The sequence below is a fragment of the Paenibacillus paridis genome (genome assembly GCF_006345825.1).
In the GTDB taxonomy this organism is placed as follows: domain Bacteria; phylum Bacillota; class Bacilli; order Paenibacillales; family Paenibacillaceae; genus Pristimantibacillus; species Pristimantibacillus paridis.
The window spans coordinates 131858-150565 of sequence record NZ_VCIX01000089.1 but is presented as its reverse complement, the minus strand read 5'-3'; the positions used below and the strand labels follow the sequence as shown (position 1 = coordinate 150565).

Genomic DNA, 18708 nt, shown 5'->3' with positions numbered 1-18708 from the left:
ATACCAAATTACGCTCACAATTGAATACAAAAAAATACAAATTTCTCACAATTCCTTCAAATACCCATAATGTATATCCCACCACTCATTCATTGGTGTATGTTAATAAGCTAGAATTGGGTCCACAGTTATCAGAAAGAGTACAGTATTCTCCCCTACTACTTGTATCTGCACCAGTAACTATCCTGTAATCTAGTCATGCATATTCATCTTGATAAAACAAATTTTATATAATAATATAAATTATGTAGTAACACAGATGCCAGATTGTCACTCCCCTTCCTGAGTTTTACGGTAGTGCAGTCATAATGAAATATTCTCCAATTAATTCACAGCTATCAACTCAAGCACTAGTTATAGTATCAGCTTCAATGTTAATCACGACTTGTTAAATTGAAGAATCAAAAGACTTCTAAAACTACTTAAGAGATCAATAATTAAATGAATATCTGAGTTCACTTCTCATAAAGGGGAAAGTGCCTTAAAAAAATAAAATATGTGAATTGCATAAAAAAAATACACCTGCTCCAACAATAAAGGGATTCACTACAATTAGTGTGAATCCCTTTTATTGTTTTCTTCTATTTTCTAGAGTTAGACTAAGGAAGATCATCGAGTCTGGGTAGGCAATGATACGAATTCAATTTGCGAGGTAATCAGATACGCTGCCAACAAACAGATTAACAAGAACAAGATGAACATGTTAACTATTACTCTTTTGAAGCTCCTTCTTTTCTTAATTCATTTTCAATTTCGCCAGATTCTATGCCTGTTAAAATTTTATATAGTATGCAACAAACGGCGGTTTAATGAAGACTTCTTTCATCTCGCACCCCTATGTTTTTTTCTTTTTTCTTAATTCGACTTTTACCAACAATATCCTCCAAAACCATTTGAGAAAAATTCCAATTTAGATATAATAATCGAATAAGGATACTTTATTAAATGAATCATACCACTATAAGTAGTATCTTGGAGGTTAAGATTAGTGCTAAAAAAAGATAAGAATGGTTTCCTACATTGTATAGAACAATCTAAATTTTCGCTGAATCAGTTTGAAGTGAGAGAAGGAGTTGTAGGAACGTCTCTTGCATTCATTATTAGCTTCAAAAATTCTCCAATGGAATTTTGGTATCGCAATAGTGAAGACAGCTATAAAGAATATGATTATGCCTATATACAATTTTCACCTAATTTCACTCAAAGCGAGTATTTCCCTCAAAATGATTGGGGTACACATATTGAATTTATATATGTGGCGTTTGTTCATTGGCTTAACAACGACTTAACCGAATACATTGAAGAGCAATCTAGCATTGATTTATGGAGTACATTACTTCAAAAAGAAAATGAGTATTTAGGAGTTGCAGATGATTATGCACCCTTTACTCATGACGAGAAAAAAACTGTAGTTAGTATGATTGAAAACTTTAGAAATTTAATTGCAATTGAGTATAATCCAACAACTAATCAAATTAATGAAATAACAAACAAACTTGAGTATCTTACTCTCTCAATAGACAAGTTGAATAAATATGACTGGAAAGGCGTTTTAATCCAAACATTGATTGGAATAGCTACCTGTTTAAGTTTTGATACTTCACAAGGAGCACAACTTTTTGCACATGCAAAGCGAGTTTTTCTTGATAGCTTACTTTTATTAAATTAAATCTAGATTTATATATTTCCTTGAAATAGCCCTAATACGCATGGTATTATTAGAAGACTCAGGCAGTGTGATCATCTTTTCCTACAAATGAGGAGGATGATTAATATGTTAAAAATGAAGCTAAAACTTAAAGTTAACTTAGCATACGTATTTGCAATACTAATGGTAACAATTAATATCGCGTTATTGTTGTTAAAGTAAAGCGAAATTATAGATTCACTTTATGAGATTCTTTAACTGCCACTAGAATAAACTTTTAGATCACCTGTCTGAGTACACACATAACCAAATGTGTACTCAGACAGGAATAGAATAAAATATATGAAACAAAGCAGTTTAAAATAGTATTTTAAAAGAACCATAAACTCATACAGTTGAGTTTATGGTTCTTTATGCTTATATCAATTAATTTTCTAATGACCACACATCATTACTCCCCTCAGACTTTTCAAAAACCAACAGTTCTGTTATATCCTCAATATCTAATGCAGTTGCTATGCGTTCTATATTTCTAATGTTCAACTCTTTTAAATTGTTATTGCATAAATTCGATATTTTAGATTGAGTCACTTTAGACAAAATGGATAGTTGTTGTTGGGTCATTTTACGCTCTTTCAAGATTTTCTTAAGCTTTATACGTAGAATCATATTATCCTACCTCCAAAAAAAGTTTGAAATAGACAGTTGACATTATACCGATATCGGTATAATGTAGCAGCCAGCCCCAATTATACTTACCAACTATCATCATTGCAACTAATCAAATTTTAGCCGACACAAAAGGCTACCAGGAGGAAAAACAAATGACCATGTTAATTACAGAACCAAAACCGAAGTATAGCATCATACTTAAACAAGAATACGCAATCACTGCCTACGCTGTAGACGGTACTTTTGATGAATCCATATCCAAGGGACAAATAGTTCCGCGTAGTAGATTAACTATCACATTCGATAAACAGGAAGCTAAACAACTTGGAGAATACCGTCTCGCAACAGGTGCCGAACTTAATTGGTGGGGATGTATATGTGAGGACATACCTTATGATGTTCTCATATCATGTGAAGATGGAATGTACTTCTATTTAGAAACGTGGACATATGATGAAGAGTTTGGACACGATAACTTCTCGACTGGTTTTATCAAGCTAAAATAAAAAACAACATCCCTGTCATTTTATAATTAATAGTATTTTATTGGAAGAATCTTAAAGGAAAACTACACTTTTCGAGGCTCATTTGGCAAGCAATTCATTAATAAAATCATTGGAGAAAAACAAAGATATACATTATCTTGGTTATATTGATAATTACTTTCCCTCTATACAGCAGCTATAGAATTAATTCATTATAGAAACATAGTTTTCACTTATACTAGTTACCATTATTGTGAATTAGAAATTATCAATGCAGTAGATGACAGCGTATAATAAACATGTAGAAAATTATGCAGAACCCTTATCCGAGTAGGCATTTCTCTAAAAGGTTGAGTGAACTCAACTAAGAAAAACATAGAAAACATCTTATTTAACCAACATAACAATAGCCCTAAATTATTTATCTTTTTCGAAACAGGTATGATCTTCGGGGTTACTTAATACAGGCTACAACCTGTTAAAAAACTATCTTAATTAACAGAATTAAAACCTGTATTGATTAACACCAGAAAGCATACCTGTTTGAATTTTCAATAAGGAAATAAGCTTTCAGCAAATTCGAACATTTCATTTTTCTCATTCCTTATACTCACATCTTTTTCAATTTCCCCATACATATCTTCATATCTTTGTAAGCTCATCACAGTTCTTGTTTTAATATTACGGGATATTTCTCCAAAAAGACTAGCCTCTTTTGTCCAATACGTATTTGGAATCTGTAAATACGTTGGTAATCCAAATACAAATGGTTTTACATCATAGTCTATCATGTTGTGTTTTTTTATTACTTTAAAATATTCAACAAGCGAAGTAGCTTTGATACCTGTTTCTTGTGAAATAATGTTCAGAGATAGCATTGCTCCATTCTCCGACACGTCTTCTTTATGCTTTAGAAATGAATATAAATAAAATCCTATCACTCCAATATCTTTTTCAGACATGCAATAAATAAAAACTTCAATTGGAACGTGATGAGTGTAATCAACCTCGTAAAAAGTACCATCCAGCAAACGATCCTGATCCGATTTAGTTGTTCTGTGAAATGCCTTTGTTGGATATTTTATTGTGAAATTGCGTTCATTTGGATATAAGAGATTTATTAAAGCATGATTATCTGGATTTTTTTTATAAGAATTAAACGTTTCAAATTCTACTATATTTTCTTCTTCATAAGAATAACCCATAGGAAAATCAGTTGTTGTCTTAGTATAACCCAATTGATCAATCACCCCATTTTTCTTAATTATGTAGTTCAATGTCTTATTATTTGACGAATATCCTAAGATATTTTTCATAACATCTTGTGTTATCTTCTCCGTTACGTACCACTTGCAAGTCCAATATAAATAATAGCATAGATAAATATACGAATATGCGAAGCTAATATGCGGTGTAACTGTTGCCTTACTAGCTATATCTTCACATCCCACTAAATCACTAAAAATTTCATTAGGTAAATATATTTTACCTGAGTCAGTTACACCTAGTTTTGATTTTAATTCATCCATTTTCATCATAAAATCCCCTTTAATTTTTTATCAACATAATATATCCAATAAATACGTTAGCGAATAACGCCCATCTCCATACCTCTACTCTTATACTCAGCCATAGCCCTTATTAATTGCTCATTACTTTTAAATAACCAAAACTGTTGTAGAGTCTTCTCATGCAACCCAGTACATATATAATTAATTTTCTTACCCATCTTCAAAAACCTAAACAAATTAGGTGAATAGCAATAAAAATACTCACTGTCTGAAAACATACAATCTCCTCTTTTCATAAATTCGAACGCCAAAAAAGCCATCTCGTGGATAGCAAGCTTTTATTAATTAAATCTCCACTATACTTATTAACCAAATACCGCAGTTACACCTTTTACCTCAGCTTCACTAAAATCCCAAGTCCCAAGTGGCTTGGCTGCTTTATTTGCACCTGAATAATGTAAAAAGTAATCATCAAAATGTTTAAACCTTACAAAATCTCCACCATTGTATATAGTGAAAAAGTTAGTTCCATTGTAGTGAAGTTTTAAATCACCTTGATCCCCACCAACTTCCACATAATTATCTGAATATCCTTTTTGGAAGATTCGTTGCGCAGCTAAATTTGTAGTGTCGATGTAATCTGCACTAATCTTACCTGCAATTATCTGATCTGCTGTTAGTGTTCCTGTGTAAATCCCATTTGCGTTTATATGCGTCAATTTTGTTGAATTAGCCATTAATCCACCTAGAGCCGCAGCACTAGGTTGATTCGTAACTTGGCTCCAACTCAATGTTGCATTCGCACCCATTGTTACATTCATACTCTATCTCCTCTTTCAAAAATCGTAATATTTTCTTTAGTCACAATATGAACCGTAATTTCCCCACCTACTCTATCTTCATCTTGTCCTACAAAATCAAACGTATCCAAAACACTCTCTATAGCTTTCTGAGGATTGAAATTTCCAAGTAGGTGCGATAATCCTCTCTCTTGTCCCAGTCCTCTCAGAGTCGCTTCTGAAGCGGTTACAATATGAGGTTCAAAGTTATCAGTGTGACAAAATTGTACATACCCACATTTGTCTGCCTCTTCATCATAAAACGCTAGTAATGTTGCTAATACTGCTCCATCTGGTACTTGTTTATAATAATCAGGATAACTACTTATGAAACGATTATGAATTTCATTACTTAGTACACATACAATATTTGAAATTTCATTAATTGTAGAGAGATTATGGATCTGTTTAGATACTTGTTCACGTAAATCCTCACAATAATCCTGCGCACCTGAACTAAACATTGAAACTCTAGGTGTAAGTGCAGTCAATTTTTTGTGATTATCATTAAGAATTTTTCCAGCCTGCATTATTCGTCCATCGCTTGCGATCAGGACAAAATTTTCAGGATTATTTAAAACCATGCATAAACTCATTCTTAACCAACCCCATTCTCATTAATAAACCGCTTGTACAATTCAATCTTTTTAGCGCTCATTCCATATCTACCATTTTCGAAATTAGCTATATGTCCAATACTACATTGAATTGCAGTGGCAATCTCTCTAATCCTAATTCTCTTCTTTAATCTCAAAAGCCTAAACTCATCTCTTTCTTGCATAAAACAACCTACTTTCAATTTTGACAAACTAAAAAAGAGAGCTTGTTAGCCCTCTCATTTACCAATATCACAAAATAAATTTTAGAACACTCCTAAACAATACTTTTATTATATCATAAATATTAAAAATTGTCAATTAGAGGTAAATTATTGGGTGTTTTATCTATTTAAAACCAGAAATCCTTACTTTCTTGATCGTAATGTAATTGCATTGCAGGAAAATCATCTACTACATATTTTTCTAATGTAGAATTGAAATGATCAATTACCTCTTCAAACATATCATTTACAAATATTTCATTATGCTCCAACTTGAGTTTTGACTTTAATATTGAAATTTGAAATTTTAATGGGATAAGCTTGCGTTCAAGTTTACTTTTTCTATGTAAGTGAGATACTATACTGTTTTTAATATTAGTGTTCATTTCCTCTGTAAAGCAACCCGATTTCTCGCATGTAAACTTAATTGCTTTTTCATAATTTTTCACTTGTACTGATAACTCTTTTTCTTTCTTTATTAAAAGAGTCAACCGTTTTTTTATCTTTTTCTTTTCAGTAGATGTTAACTTTGTATATGGCATTATGAACAACTCCCTTGTTTTATGTTAGATTCGTTGGAAGAAGAGCAAACGGAGATGCCCTTCAACTATTCGATTACAATAATTTCGTGCTTAATTAATATATCTTCAAAATCTTTATAAAAATCCAACAATTTATCATTGGGAAACAGGTCTTGTTCTTGCCATTTGTTTCTCTTAAGACCATGATAATGAATAAAATACCTAACGATACTCTCTACAACGTTAATATTTTGCACTTCAAATTTGACTAGGAGATCAAGATAACTATTGAGTTTCCCTACAACATATTCTTCAGCATTTTTCTCTAAAAATAGTGCTTTTTTAGTGTCTGCATCCAATGTCCAAATGGTTTCAAATATATACTTTACTCTATCCTGATAAGAGTTGATTTTTAATGTTTGGTTTAATTCTTTATACCAATACTCAAGATCTTTTTCGTAATCATCAAAATACTCATCAAGAATTACTTTATCAGTATTATCAATTTCATATACAACAAGTTCCCCATGTCTATCTTCGAAATCCATTGTTTCTATGTGATGTATACGAATTCTAATTTCATCGATGTAAGTAAGCTCTTTTTGAAAGTATTCTGACGATAGACCTCTGAAAATCTTAGTTAGTACACTTAGATATTTATGAGGGATTTCTCTAGTACCCTTAAACCAAGTACTAATATTAGGTGGCGCAATTTTTAGTTTTGCTGCAAGCTCTTTATTATCGATTTTGAATACTTGGCATACGAATTCTAAGCCTATCACTTACATCACGCTCCTATAGTATATGTTTGATAAATCTACAATACGTTAATTTTAGTGAATTGTAAATAAATAAGTTAATTTTGTTTACTTATTAATATGCATGGTTTATTATTTACTCACCGTCTTATTTTATTCTGAGCTGTCTAAGCTTTTCTTGGTACAGTCCTATTTAACAAATACTAATATAGAAACTTGGAGGTTATTATGAGAGCAACATTTTACGCCCGTGTCAGTACAGATAGCGAAGAACAAAAGAGTTCCATCGCATCCCAAATCGAGTTCTTTAAAGAATACATTATGTCAAACAAACATCGTAAAGCTGATTGTGGTATCTTTTGCAAAAGAGACGGCACAGCGGAAGTAACCGATGGTTACTATGTTGATGAAGGTTTTTCAGGTGCTAAGTCATTCAAGCACAGGAAAGCATTTCAACAAATGATTCTTGATGCTAAAGCCAGGAAGTTTGATATGATATTTGTGAAAGATATTAAACGTTTTGGTAGAAATGCCCAAGAAACACTAAAATACATTGGTGAATTAAAAGAAATTGATGTAGGTGTATATTTTGACAACATTAGTGCAAATACATTGGATAGGGATGATGATTTTCGTATCCAACTATTTGCTTCATTAGCGGAAGAAGAGTCTACTTCAAAGAGTAAAAGTGTTCAATGGGGTAAAAAGGTAAAATCTAAGCAAGGTGTTTGGAGTGGTAGCGCACCCTACGGATATAATGTAAAAGATGGAAAGCTAGTTAAGAATGAAGATGAGGAAAAGATTGTTCGTGATGTTTTTCATTTGTTCGTTAATGAGAGCATGGGACAACGAAACATTACCAAAGAATTGAATGCTAGAAATGTTCCTACAAAACGTGGTAAAAATCTTTGGGAGCAAAGTTTAATCTCAAAAATGCTTATAAATGCAGTATACACTGGCGAGATAAGATTACATCGGACACAAAAAACTGATATTAACCGCAACATTGTTAAGAAAATACCTATTGAAGAACAAATAATCACACATGACGAATCATTAAGAATAATTGATGATGAAATGTTTAGGCTCGTACAAATTGAAAAGAAAAAACGTTTTGAAAAATTCGGTGATTTCAAGTATAAGAACATCACTGTTGAAGATGATGAAGGTAATGAAGTGACTAAAAAGCAACGCAACATAGATAGAGGTTTAAGCAGACATTCAAGCAAACACATTTTTTCTAACCTTTTGAAGTGTGGCAATTGTCGTGGTAGTTTAAGACGAAAGGTGAATAAGAACAACAAGAATACTTTTGTCTATTGGTTTTGTAGAAATAACGACCATTTTGGAAAAGCAAAATGTGGATACCGAAATCTTCAACACGAAGAAAAACTAATCGAGTATATCAAGGAGGAAATTGTAAATTATCGCAACAAACCTAACAAACGACAGTATTATCTTCAGACCATTTTGAAAACTCGATACAATGCTAAAGATATTGAGGATAGGAAAAATCAACTTCAGAAAGAAATTGAAGAAGTTAAGATTGATAAAAAGGGTATCCTCAAACAAGTAAACAGAAATAGCATCACACAAGAGGAATTTGACGAACTAAACAAAGAATTTAACTCTCAACTCTACGAAGCGGAATCAAAACTTAACCAACTCGTTTATATTGATAATGAAATTGAGAAATTACAATCAAGGTTTAAACAATTTACATCCTTCCTTGATGAAGTTGATGTTGAAAACCTAACAAACGGGGTTTTGAGAAAGATCATTCATAGCATTATTGCAGAAACACACGAAGAAGCAGTTTTTGATTCTCCATATGAAAAACATACATTATTAATTGAATGGAACTTCCTTGATACCACTGAAAGAGAGATTCTTCAAGAAAGCACCAAAAAGTTAAGAAAACTTTTAGTTATGAGCACCACTGATTACGAATTAACGGAAGAAATGATTGAAGTAATGGCTGAAAACGCTAATCGAAGACCTACCGACGAAGAAATAGACTATTATATCGAAAAGTTTGAAGAAGTAGCGGAATAATGTTCACTAATAATTCCTATTTTATAGATATGTCCTGCAGCATGTCCAGCGCCTCGCCTCCGCGAACCTCCCCGACAATGATCCGGTTAGGCCGCATACGCAGCGAAGCGCGGATAAGGTCGCGAATCGTAATCTCGCCTTTGCCCTCGGTATTGGCATTGCGTGTTTCCATGGATACCAAGTTGGGAACAGTACGGATTTGAAGCTCCGCCGAGTCCTCAATGGTGACAATCCTTTCATCCGCGCCTATAAATTGCGATAAAGCATTCAAAAAGGTCGTTTTCCCCGTACCCGTTCCTCCGCTGATAAATAGATTATATTGAGCGCCAATCATTTCTTTCAGAAAGGACGCGGCCTCCCCCGAAATAGAGCCTAGAGCTACCAGTTGTTCCATCGTAAGCGGCCGCTCGGGGAACTTCCGGATTGTCATGCATGGGCCTTTGAGCGCAACCGGCGGCAGCACGACATGAACCCTTGAGCCATCCTTCAGCCTGGCATCCACGATAGGGGATGATTCATTGACGACACGGTTTACGCTTGCCACTACGGTCTGGATCAAATCCTCCAGCCGTTCCCTGCTTTCGAACGAAACGGGCAGCATCGTCATTTTCCCGCCGCGCTCTACAAAAATTTCCGCATGGTGGTTAATCATAATTTCGCTGATCGAAGCATCCTCCATCAGCGGCTGCAAAATATCCAGGCCCCTAAATGAATGAAACAACCTTCGTACCAGTTGTACCTTTTCCGTAGCGGTTAAGGGATGCAGCTCGCACCATTCAAATACGATTTCCTCGGCGATTTTCATAAGGTTGTCATCCGACAACGCGCCGCTAAAATCGATCTTTGTCCGCACCTTATTGCGCAGCTCATGCACCGTCTCGTCAGTAAGCAAACAGCATCACCCCTCTTCCACACTTAGCTGCTTGAACAGCTTATCCACCGCGGCTCTGTACAATGGCGATGACAATAGCTTTACGCGGCTAGCCCCTCGCCACTCCAAAATTTCTGGCAGCTCGGCACGAGCACGGGGGATACTGCCCATGGGACTTAGAGAAGGCTCAACAGCCGCTACCGCAAAATTATTTATGCTACTAAATCGGGGAAGCATACCATGAAACCGACTGCCCCATTTCTGCCGCCCATACCGAAGCGCCAGCTCCTGCTTATTCTTCACGGAAGCATCACTGGTCTGCAGCCAGAGCACTTGAGTTGATTTCTCGAAAATCGTCACATGAAGCTCCTCCAATCCGCTCTCCATATCAATGACGATAAGGTCGTACTGCCCGCTCCCCGCTGCAGCATTCACTAATCCTGCCGCTTCCTCCTCGCTGAGCGTCATTCGATCCTCTACATTCGTCCAGGGCGCGAAATAATCGCCCTGCAGCAATGAGCTTCGCTTCCGATGCTCCATTAGCCAGCTCACCGATTGATCCGGCTGCGCCTTGATTCCGTAGAGCAGCTCAGACAAGCCTTCCTTTGCTTGCCCGCTGGCTTGATCCTCTGGGCCAAGCCAATCCTCCGCCGTATTCCACCTCTCAAGATTCAAATAAAATGCACGGCTTCCATACGTGCTGGCCGCGTGTACCAAATGCAGCGCCAGGGCTGTTTTCCCTGTCCCCCCTGCTGCCGAGTAAACCGAGATGACCTTTACTCCCGAAGCGCCTTTAGGAGTTACATCCGCAGGGAATGGGAATGCGGCTGCTCTCGCATGTACTTCCGTTAATCGCTGAAGCAGCAGCGGCAATGGTTGATATTGGTGCAGCTCATATTCTTCGCTGCTTTCCCCAAGCTTCAGCACTAGCGCAATGGCAGGAACGCTCGGCAGCTCCGATCTTATTTCGGCGAGCAAGTCAGGCTGCGCCGCTATAAGGCTTATGCTATACCCCTGCTTCACATAAGCTTTGCAAGCTTCCGCATGGGTGAAAGCGGTGACCTGCCATAGCTCTCCGAATTTGCTATCACGAATATAATCAGACAGACGCTTCAAATATTCTTGTTCCTTAACCGCTACTGCCAGCTGATATTTTTCCAATGGGCTTCCCTCCTTTCATTCATGAAAACACAAAAAAAGCACCATAGAAGGCGCAGCTAGCTGCGGCCTTTTACGGTGCTTCCGTGTGTTCTCATTAACTTTGTATAAAATTTACCATACCCTGATTCTGTTCGTCAACCAACGATTTTACTTTTGCTTTCCCCAATCACTTAAAAACTTCTCGATGCCAATATCCGTAAGCGGATGCTTCCAGAGCGAAGGCAGCAAGGAGCCGGGAATCGTTGCAATATGGGCACCAGCGATAGCTGCTTGCTCCAAGTGACCAATGTGGCGAATGCTTGCGACAATAATTTCAGTTGCATATCCATAGTTACGAATGATGGCATTCAGATTACGAACCAGCTTCAAGCCTTCGACTCCAATGTCATCCAGCCTTCCAACGAACGGGCTAATATAAGTTGCGCCTGCCTTGGCCGCCATCAGCCCCTGCGCTGCGGAGAAAACAAGCGTTACATTTGTTTTAATGCCTTTCTCCGACAGCGCATGGGTTGCATATAGGCCATCCTCTGTCAATGGCAGCTTAATGACCACATTAGGCGCCCATTCCGCAATATCAAAAGCTTCCTTCAGCATTTCATCAGCTTTTGTGCCGATGACCTCCGCGCTGACCGGACCAGATACGATGCTGCAAATTTCCTGGATGACTTGTTTAAAATCCCGCCCTTCCTTCGCAATAAGCGAAGGGTTAGTTGTAACGCCGTCAACGAGTCCAAGCTTGGCAATCCGCTTAATTTCCTCTACGTTTGCAGTATCCAAGAAAAATTTCATATCTGGTCATCTCCCTTTGGCTATTGGAAAAAAAGTTTGATTTCCTTCTCGGCATTCTCAATCGAATCCGAACCGTGGATGATGTTGCTCGCTACATCAATCGCAAAATCCCCGCGGATTGTCCCTGCGAGCGCATCGGATGGATTCGTAGCGCCAATGAGCGCGCGCGCATTTTTAATAGCGTCCTTGCCTTCCCAGATCATCGCAAACACGGGTCCCGAAACGATAAAATCAACCAATTCATCAAAAAACGCTTTTGCGCGCAAATGCTCGTAGTGATGCTCCGCGTGCTCCCTTGTTAATTGAACAACCTTCGCATCTACCAGCCTAAAGCCCTTTTCTTCAAAACGAGTAACTACCTTTCCTACCAGGCCGCGTGCATAACCATCCGGCTTTACCATTACAAATGTTTTATCCATTGATAATCCCCCTTGTCTCTAACGGTATAGCCATTTATTTGTAAAGCCATTCAGTAATAATGCCTGCTGTTTCTTCGATTGCCCGATTCGTTACGTCAATAACAGGACAATTCAACACTTTCATCACGGATTGCGCATAAGCAAGTTCCTCTTGAATTCGCTCATATGTCGCATATTGGGCAGACGCAGGCAGCCCAAGCGTCTTCAGCCGCTCGGTACGAATTTGAAGCAGATGCTCCGCCTCCATCGTTAACCCTACGATTAATCTGCCTGGCGCAGGCTTTAATTCTTCGGGCGGATTAACCTCAGGCATAAGCGGCAGGTTCGCCGTCTTGATTCCTTTGTGGGACAAAAATATGCTGAGCGGTGTCTTCGATGTCCGGGATACGCCAATTAGCACAACTTGAGCCTGCACAAAGCCCCTTGCATCCTTGCCATCATCGTATTTCACCGCAAATTCAATCGCTTCCATCCGTCGATGATAGTCATCATCAATGGAATGCAGCAAGCCAGGCTCCCGCTTCGGAAAGCTGCCAAACGTATCCACATAAGCCTGCATCATGGGGCCCATCACATCCACAGCCCTTACACCTGCTTTAACTGCCTCTTCCTTCATCAGTTCGCGAAGCTCTGGCTGAACAAGCGTATAGCTGATAAAACCTCCGGTGCTAATGGCTTCGGCAACGATACGTATGATCTCATCCTCGGACTTGATATGTCCGTAGCGCTTTATTTTGACATGCTCGGATGAAAATTGGCGCAGCGTTGCTTTAGCCACCGCTTCTGCTGTCTCTCCAACGGCATCGGAGCATACATAAATGATTTGCTGTTTCATAGCTCTGGCTCCCCCAATTCCCTACTCATCGTGATGTCCGCCATCAGACGTATAATGCTCGACTTGGATACCCATCCAGTTACCTCCGGATCAGTCGGCTGCTCCTCGCGCGGAACGATTACCGGCAAGCAATCAACCTGATGGAGCGACATCTTGCGAATCGCTTCCATCACGGAATCATCGGGCATTAGCGTCACGATATTCGGATAACGGGTCATCACCATACTGACAGGTATGGCTGCGGCGCCAGCGTTGCCAAGCGTTATTTTAAGCAAATCCTTGGGGGTCACGATGCCAACGAATCTTTTCTGTTCATTGACGACAAGCAGGGTATCCGCATTCTCGGTAAACAACGTAATAACCGCGTCATGCACGGATAACGAATCCGGTACGTTAACCGGAACCCCCTGTACTTCCCGTACCTTCATACTATTAAATTGCTGGACCGGTTCGCTGTTTGCACGATAGGAATTGCCAAGAAAATAGCCGACCTTGGGCTTCGCATCAAGCAAACCAAGCATGACAAGAAGCGACAGATCTGAACGCAGCGTCGGCCGGCTGACACCTAAGTATTCTGCGAGCTGTTCACCGGTAATCGGCGCATGCCTCTTAACTAGCTCAAGAAGCTCCAATTGCCGCGAGGATAACTGAATCGTACTCTCCTCCAGTTCTTATATGAGTCATATTTAATTATATAGCACCATTATTCGAAAAGTAATATATCACATTAGTAAACCATGTTCAATAAATAGTAGAGTTATTCTGCAAAAATCACTTTATACAGCGCCTGTGTTCCGCTATTTTCTTCACCAAGCACGATAAGCTGCTCATACAAAGAACGCGCAAGCGTTAATCCAGGCAACGAAAGCCCGAGCTCTTCAGCGGATTCTATGGCAATTTTGATATCCTTGATGAAATGCTTCACATAAAAACCAGGCGCAAAATCCCCTTTTATGATCCGCGGACCCAGATTGGATAACGACCAGCTGCCAGCCGCACCGGCCTCAATGCTCTTTAGCACCGTCTCCTGATCCAGTCCCGCACGCTTTGCATAAGCAAGCGCCTCGCTCACACCGATCATATTGGATGCAATTGCAATTTGATTGCACATCTTGGTGAATTGTCCAGCGCCAGCTGCGCCTTGAAACACAATGTTTTTGCCCATCAGCTCGAACAGTGGCAGTACGGCCTGATAATCCTTCTCCGCACCGCCCACCATAATGGACAGGCGAGCTTCCTTGGCTCCGACATCGCCTCCAGAGACCGGAGCATCAAGCGCAGCCAGCCCTCTATTCAAAGCTTCCTCGGCAATACGCTTCGCGAGTGAAGGGCTTGAAGTTGTCATATCGATGAGTACGGCATTCGCTTTTGCATTTTGCAGCAGTCCTGATGCTCCGAAATAAATTCCCTCCACATCCGCAGGATATCCTAGCATCGTAATTACGACATCGGAATGCTCCGCAACTGACTGAGGTGTTTCATGCCAAACAGCTCCATTAGCTACCAAAGCATCCGTTCTCGACTTTGTCCGGTTATATACGTTTACTTGATAGCCGCCTGCTAGCAAATGTCCCGCCATGCTTGCCCCCATAATGCCTGTCCCAATAAATCCAATTGCGGTTCCCTGCTTGTTTGTCTGCTCTGCCATTTTAATTCCGCCTCTCTATACGATTCTTGATTCTTATTATAAACCTAATTCAAATGCTTTTTCCTGCGCCGAAAACAATCGCTATTTTTTCAACAAAAAAAGCCGAAGACAAGTAGATCTCGCTTGTCTCCGGCTGTCCGGTCGGTGTTCTCATCATAATCCCGAGTTGATTAATAAGAATTATGCTGCTTGTATGATAACAACCCGCTTACCGGTTGTCAAACCTTAGGTTTACTCGTTTGTCATTTCAATAAACTGATCTACGTCAACAGCTGTCAACGCAACGGCATCGCGCCAGAAATCCTTCTCTTCCACGTTCACGCCCAGATGGGTCTGTGCCAGCTGCTCGACACTCATCCGACCCGTATCTCGCAGCAGAGCCACATACTGATTTTTGAAATCAGAGCCTTCTTTAAGCGCCTTCGCATAAATCCCCGCACTGAACAGGTAACCAAAGGTATACGGAAAATTATAAAAAGGCACATCTGTTAAGTAAAAATGCAGCTTTGATGCCCAGAAATGCGGGTGAACCTCGCCCAGCATATCACAGTAAGCCTCACGCTGCGCCTCTTCCATCAAAGCGTTAAGCTCTTCAACCGATACCATTCCCTCTCGGCGACGGGCAAAGAAACGGGTTTCGAACAAAAACCGAGCATGGATGTTCATAAAAAACGCTACGGAGCGTTGAATTTTATCCTCCAGCAGCCCCAGCTTCTCATCATGCTCTGCCGCCGCTTTCATTGCACGATCTGAAACGATCAGTTCTGCGAAGGTAGAAGCCGTTTCTGCTACGTTCATCGCATATTCTTGGGCTAGGCCTGGCAGATCGTTCATCACATGCTGGTGGTAAGCATGGCCAAGCTCATGCGCCAGCGTAGAAATGTTGGAGGCCGAGCCGGAATAAGTCATGAATATGCGCGTTTGACCGCTCTTTGGAAAAGCTGTGCAGAAGCCTCCCGGACGCTTGCCCGCACGATCCTCCGCTTCAATCCAGCCTTCGCGGAAAGCAGCTTCGGAGAAATCCGCCAGTTCCGGACTGAACGTGCGAAACTGCTCTACGATAAATGCAGCAGCCTCATCATAGGGAATGATCTTTGCAGCTGAACCGATAGGCGCTTCAACGTCATGCCAGTCCAGTTTCTTTACGCCCAGCAGCTTCGCTTTGCGCTCTAGATAACGGACAAGCACCTGCTTGCTCTCTTGAATAGAATCCCACATCGCTGTCAGCGTTGCCTCACTCATACGGTTCATCTGCAGCGGTTCTTTAAGTACGGAATCCCATCCACGCTTCTCATACAGCTTTAAACGGAAGCCAGAAATCCGGTTCAACGTCTCCGCGCATAGCTCCGCCTGCTCGGACCACTCACGTTCCCACTCCGCAAATGCCGCCTGACGAACCTCACGGTCTCCATCGGATAGGCGGTTATGCATTTGCCCCGCAGACAACGTTCGTTTTTCCCCATCCTTGCCGATATCGTTAAATTTCGCGCGCGAGACGATGAGATTGTAATAATCGCCCCAGCCATGGTAACCGTCTACAGCTAGATCCCCCGCTAACGCTTCCAGCTCGGGAGCCATCTTCTGCTTCGCAAGCTCACGGCGCTCATTTAGATTAAAAGCGACCTCCGCAAGCGTCTCATCGGCAAGCAATTCCTTCCACTTCCCGTCATCAAGCCCGCGCAGCCGGTTATCGAATCGGGTAAGTACCCCGAGAAATTTAGCTGATAGCGTTTTTACATTATCATTACGGGCACTGGCAGCGGAATCCCGAATATTTTGGGCCAATAAACAAGATACGAACGACTCGGATTGGCGCAAGCGAATGAGCACACTTTGCAGCAGCTCCGTCATTTCGGCGATGTCTGACACGCCTGTGCCAGCTTCCGTGAGCAGCGCCGAATCAAGCTTTCCAATATCCCCTTCGATCCCTTTCAGCTCTTGCAGGAAAGCAGGCGAGCTTGAGCCTCCCTCATAAAAAACATCCAAATCCCAGCTTTGCGGATAACCCTTAGCCATTTGCTTTCATCCTCTCCTTCATAAAAAAAACCAAGAAGCGGCCGCGTTTTTATTTGCGCAAACCTTCTTGGCGGTGTATAACTTAATTATATCCAGATTGGAGGAATATCACCATGTCTAAACCACTGCAAATTTCGGCCGATACCGCTATAAAGCTTTCCGAGCAGCTTGGCGTGCCGATTGAGCATTTGATGCATATGCCGCGTCACATCCTGCTGCAAAAGCTAGCTGAGCTTGCCAAGGCCGATGCGCCGGCAGCTCCCGAAAGCGACAAGCAATCATGATACCGTTCGAGAGAGCTTGGCCCTATGATATCATCATGGGCGATCTCTACGTTTCCAGCTGCCCATTCTGCCAAGCAGACAATGTGCTCCTGCCCATCAAGCCAGCCGAGCTTCCTGAGATCCATGACGGCACGAAGCGGCTGCTCGTCTTTCCTTGCTGCCACAACAAAGTAACCGTCATCGATGCCGATGCCGATTACCTGTTAACGAATCGGGTTCTGCGTCAAAAAATCCGCTAAGCGGAGGTTGAAATCGAAGGCTCCAGCATTTCAGGGCCGTCATGCAATGTGAGGTCGCCAGATGCTTGATTCGATCTGGCTTCCATCTCCTCCCGAATGAGCTGCCATTGCTCGCGACTTGCGCGAATCATCGCTGCATCCACGATTTTTTTGTCATTTACGACGCGGGAGAACCAGCGGACCGCATCGTTGACTTCGCCGACCCGGCGATTTAATTCCCCGATCAAATACATCAGCTTTGCGTTATTAAGCGCAACGCCTTCCGCCTCATATACCCGAACGTAAGCCTGCAGCGCAAAGCGCAAAAATCTTTTTTCCTCATCCAGATTAGACTCATAGCGGTAAAGCCAAGCGATATGATGCAAAATACCTGCAAGCACGCGATCTTTCTCGCCAATGGCTTGGGCAGAAAGCAGAGCCAGCTTGTACGTCACCATCGCTATCTTAGCGCTGCGCTCCCCGCTGTAATCACGTGATTCCCACCGAAAGCCTATTTTATCGTTATAGAGCGTCTTTTGCTGATCGCTTAACCGTCCCATACCGTTCTCCGTCGAAGCAAAGCCGCAATAAGGACACACCCTGACCACATAAAAGTCTGGGTTCACCTCAGCCTTATAATAACCGCAAAAATCAGAATCTGAATTAACCGCCCTTTTAAAGCTGGGTCTGACTTTCGATGTCATATAGGTTCTCTCGCAGCAAATGCACTCTATTTTTGATTGGTATAGGGGTTCCACAACGATCACGTCTCCTCTTCAGATGTGTTTACAAAATGATGCGCAGGTCCGGATAGTCTATCAATAACGATGGATTGCAGTTGTTCATCTATGCCAACCTCTTGCAAGGCTCTTCTCATGCAGTCCAGCCATGCCTCCGCACGCTCTGGCGTAATCGGGAAAGGCAAATGCCTTGCTCGCATCATGGGGTGCCCGTATTCGTCCGAATACAAAGAAGGGCCGCCAAAAAATTGAGTTAAAAATAAATATTGCTTGTCGATAACCGGATCAATATTTTGCGGGAACAAGGGGCCTAATAAAGGATGGGCTTGTACCTTTGGATAAAAAGCTTCTACAATTAGTCTTAAAGTCTCAGATCCGCCAATCGCCTCATAAATGCTTATATTCCTATTCATCGTCA

At 40.8% G+C, this 18708-nt stretch carries 20 protein-coding genes and 1 pseudogene; 5 read left to right on the top strand and 16 right to left on the bottom strand.

Annotated elements, in window-relative coordinates:
* Positions 1-988 precede the first annotated feature (988 nt).
* Complete coding sequence (locus FJQ58_RS19130) at positions 989-1669, top strand: hypothetical protein (RefSeq protein ID WP_139996296.1); 681 nt, start codon at positions 989-991, stop codon at positions 1667-1669.
* A gap of 405 nt (positions 1670-2074) precedes the next feature.
* Here FJQ58_RS19130 and FJQ58_RS19125 read toward each other — a convergent pair whose 3' ends face one another.
* Positions 2075-2317, bottom strand: a complete 243-nt coding sequence (locus FJQ58_RS19125) for a helix-turn-helix domain-containing protein (protein WP_139996294.1) — start codon at positions 2315-2317, stop codon at positions 2075-2077.
* Between the two features lie 155 nt (positions 2318-2472).
* On the opposite strand from FJQ58_RS19125, the gene FJQ58_RS19120 reads away from it, so the two are divergent.
* The gene (locus FJQ58_RS19120; protein WP_139996292.1) at positions 2473-2826 is read left to right on the top strand and encodes a hypothetical protein; all 354 of its coding nucleotides are present in this window, start codon (positions 2473-2475) and stop codon (positions 2824-2826) included.
* A gap of 530 nt (positions 2827-3356) precedes the next feature.
* Here FJQ58_RS19120 and FJQ58_RS19115 read toward each other — a convergent pair.
* The 5 genes from FJQ58_RS19115 to FJQ58_RS19090 all read right to left on the bottom strand — a co-directional run bounded on the left by FJQ58_RS19115 (position 3357) and on the right by FJQ58_RS19090 (position 7278).
* Entirely contained in the window at positions 3357-4340 is a 984-nt protein-coding gene (locus FJQ58_RS19115) for a hypothetical protein (protein WP_139996290.1), read from the bottom strand.
* A gap of 341 nt (positions 4341-4681) precedes the next feature.
* Entirely contained in the window at positions 4682-5137 is a 456-nt protein-coding gene (locus FJQ58_RS19105; RefSeq protein WP_139996288.1) for a hypothetical protein, read from the bottom strand.
* Positions 5134-5751, bottom strand: a complete 618-nt coding sequence (locus tag FJQ58_RS19100; protein WP_139996287.1) for an Ntn hydrolase family protein — start codon at positions 5749-5751, stop codon at positions 5134-5136. The genes FJQ58_RS19105 and FJQ58_RS19100 overlap by 4 nt, the downstream gene beginning before the upstream one ends.
* Before the next feature lie 352 nt (positions 5752-6103).
* Positions 6104-6517 (bottom strand): hypothetical protein, encoded by a 414-nt coding sequence (locus FJQ58_RS19095; protein ID WP_139996284.1) that lies wholly within the window; start codon positions 6515-6517, stop codon positions 6104-6106.
* A gap of 65 nt (positions 6518-6582) precedes the next feature.
* Complete coding sequence (locus FJQ58_RS19090; protein WP_139996282.1) at positions 6583-7278, bottom strand: hypothetical protein; 696 nt, start codon at positions 7276-7278, stop codon at positions 6583-6585.
* A 204-nt stretch (positions 7279-7482) separates the two neighbouring features.
* Here FJQ58_RS19090 and FJQ58_RS19085 point away from each other — a divergent pair, with 204 nt between their 5' ends.
* Positions 7483-9309 carry a recombinase family protein gene (locus FJQ58_RS19085; RefSeq protein ID WP_139996280.1) on the top strand — a complete coding sequence of 609 codons (1827 nt, stop codon included), beginning with the start codon at positions 7483-7485 and terminating at the stop codon, positions 9307-9309.
* Positions 9310-9343: 34 nt separating this feature from the next.
* Here the strand turns inward: FJQ58_RS19085 and FJQ58_RS19080 are convergent.
* From FJQ58_RS19080 to FJQ58_RS19045, 8 genes and pseudogenes are all read right to left on the bottom strand, one after another.
* Positions 9344-10201, bottom strand: a pseudogene (locus tag FJQ58_RS19080) (CpaF family protein); the annotation flags it as partial.
* Between the two features lie 6 nt (positions 10202-10207).
* Complete coding sequence (locus FJQ58_RS19075; RefSeq protein ID WP_139996278.1) at positions 10208-11341, bottom strand: P-loop NTPase family protein; 1134 nt, start codon at positions 11339-11341, stop codon at positions 10208-10210.
* Positions 11342-11488: 147 nt separating this feature from the next.
* Entirely contained in the window at positions 11489-12130 is a 642-nt protein-coding gene (gene fsa, locus FJQ58_RS19070; protein WP_139996276.1) for a fructose-6-phosphate aldolase, read from the bottom strand.
* 20 nt (positions 12131-12150) lie between these two features.
* Positions 12151-12549 carry a nucleoside-diphosphate kinase gene (gene ndk / locus FJQ58_RS19065; RefSeq protein WP_139996274.1) on the bottom strand — a complete coding sequence of 133 codons (399 nt, stop codon included), beginning with the start codon at positions 12547-12549 and terminating at the stop codon, positions 12151-12153.
* A 34-nt stretch (positions 12550-12583) separates the two neighbouring features.
* Complete coding sequence (locus FJQ58_RS19060) at positions 12584-13384, bottom strand: pyruvate, water dikinase regulatory protein (RefSeq protein WP_139996272.1); 801 nt, start codon at positions 13382-13384, stop codon at positions 12584-12586.
* Positions 13381-14016, bottom strand: coding sequence for a CBS domain-containing protein (locus FJQ58_RS19055; protein ID WP_139996270.1), 636 nt, complete (start codon positions 14014-14016; stop codon positions 13381-13383). The genes FJQ58_RS19060 and FJQ58_RS19055 overlap by 4 nt, the downstream gene beginning before the upstream one ends.
* A gap of 125 nt (positions 14017-14141) precedes the next feature.
* Positions 14142-15032, bottom strand: coding sequence for an NAD(P)-dependent oxidoreductase (locus FJQ58_RS19050; RefSeq protein ID WP_139996268.1), 891 nt, complete (start codon positions 15030-15032; stop codon positions 14142-14144).
* A 231-nt stretch (positions 15033-15263) separates the two neighbouring features.
* The gene (locus tag FJQ58_RS19045) at positions 15264-17048 is read right to left on the bottom strand and encodes a M3 family oligoendopeptidase (protein WP_139996266.1); all 1785 of its coding nucleotides are present in this window, start codon (positions 17046-17048) and stop codon (positions 15264-15266) included.
* A gap of 113 nt (positions 17049-17161) precedes the next feature.
* Between FJQ58_RS19045 and FJQ58_RS19040 the strand changes: the two genes are divergently transcribed.
* Both FJQ58_RS19040 and FJQ58_RS19035 read left to right on the top strand, forming a co-directional pair.
* A complete protein-coding gene (locus FJQ58_RS19040) occupies positions 17162-17332 on the top strand; it encodes a YycC family protein (RefSeq protein ID WP_139996264.1) in 171 nt (56 codons plus the stop codon).
* Positions 17329-17571, top strand: a complete 243-nt coding sequence (locus FJQ58_RS19035) for a hypothetical protein (RefSeq protein WP_139996262.1) — start codon at positions 17329-17331, stop codon at positions 17569-17571. The genes FJQ58_RS19040 and FJQ58_RS19035 overlap by 4 nt, the downstream gene beginning before the upstream one ends.
* Here the strand turns inward: FJQ58_RS19035 and FJQ58_RS19030 are convergent.
* Entirely contained in the window at positions 17568-18314 is a 747-nt protein-coding gene (locus FJQ58_RS19030; RefSeq protein ID WP_139996418.1) for a DUF2225 domain-containing protein, read from the bottom strand. The genes FJQ58_RS19035 and FJQ58_RS19030 overlap by 4 nt on opposite strands.
* The gene (locus FJQ58_RS19025) at positions 18314-18703 is read right to left on the bottom strand and encodes a globin domain-containing protein (protein ID WP_139996260.1); all 390 of its coding nucleotides are present in this window, start codon (positions 18701-18703) and stop codon (positions 18314-18316) included. Before FJQ58_RS19025 ends, FJQ58_RS19030 begins: the two co-directional genes overlap by 1 nt.
* Between the last annotated feature and the right edge of the window lie 5 nt (positions 18704-18708).

Excerpts from the sequence above, each read along its gene's own strand:
- FJQ58_RS19115 (WP_139996290.1), bottom strand. The coding sequence starts at position 4,340 with ATGAAAATGGATGAATTAAAATCAAAACTAGGTGTAACTGACTCAGGT.
- FJQ58_RS19025 (WP_139996260.1), bottom strand. The coding sequence starts at position 18,703 with ATGAATAGGAATATAAGCATTTATGAGGCGATTGGCGGATCTGAGACT.
- FJQ58_RS19050 (WP_139996268.1), bottom strand. The coding sequence starts at position 15,032 with ATGGCAGAGCAGACAAACAAGCAGGGAACCGCAATTGGATTTATTGGG.
- FJQ58_RS19105 (WP_139996288.1), bottom strand. The coding sequence starts at position 5,137 with ATGAATGTAACAATGGGTGCGAATGCAACATTGAGTTGGAGCCAAGTT.
- FJQ58_RS19035 (WP_139996262.1), top strand. The coding sequence starts at position 17,329 with ATGATACCGTTCGAGAGAGCTTGGCCCTATGATATCATCATGGGCGAT.
- fsa (WP_139996276.1), bottom strand. The coding sequence starts at position 12,130 with ATGAAATTTTTCTTGGATACTGCAAACGTAGAGGAAATTAAGCGGATT.
- FJQ58_RS19060 (WP_139996272.1), bottom strand. The coding sequence starts at position 13,384 with ATGAAACAGCAAATCATTTATGTATGCTCCGATGCCGTTGGAGAGACA.
- FJQ58_RS19120 (WP_139996292.1), top strand. The coding sequence starts at position 2,473 with ATGACCATGTTAATTACAGAACCAAAACCGAAGTATAGCATCATACTT.
- FJQ58_RS19045 (WP_139996266.1), bottom strand. The coding sequence starts at position 17,048 with ATGGCTAAGGGTTATCCGCAAAGCTGGGATTTGGATGTTTTTTATGAG.
- FJQ58_RS19040 (WP_139996264.1), top strand. The coding sequence starts at position 17,162 with ATGTCTAAACCACTGCAAATTTCGGCCGATACCGCTATAAAGCTTTCC.
- ndk (WP_139996274.1), bottom strand. The coding sequence starts at position 12,549 with ATGGATAAAACATTTGTAATGGTAAAGCCGGATGGTTATGCACGCGGC.
- FJQ58_RS19100 (WP_139996287.1), bottom strand. The coding sequence starts at position 5,751 with ATGAGTTTATGCATGGTTTTAAATAATCCTGAAAATTTTGTCCTGATC.
- FJQ58_RS19085 (WP_139996280.1), top strand. The coding sequence starts at position 7,483 with ATGAGAGCAACATTTTACGCCCGTGTCAGTACAGATAGCGAAGAACAA.
- FJQ58_RS19095 (WP_139996284.1), bottom strand. The coding sequence starts at position 6,517 with ATGCCATATACAAAGTTAACATCTACTGAAAAGAAAAAGATAAAAAAA.
- FJQ58_RS19125 (WP_139996294.1), bottom strand. The coding sequence starts at position 2,317 with ATGATTCTACGTATAAAGCTTAAGAAAATCTTGAAAGAGCGTAAAATG.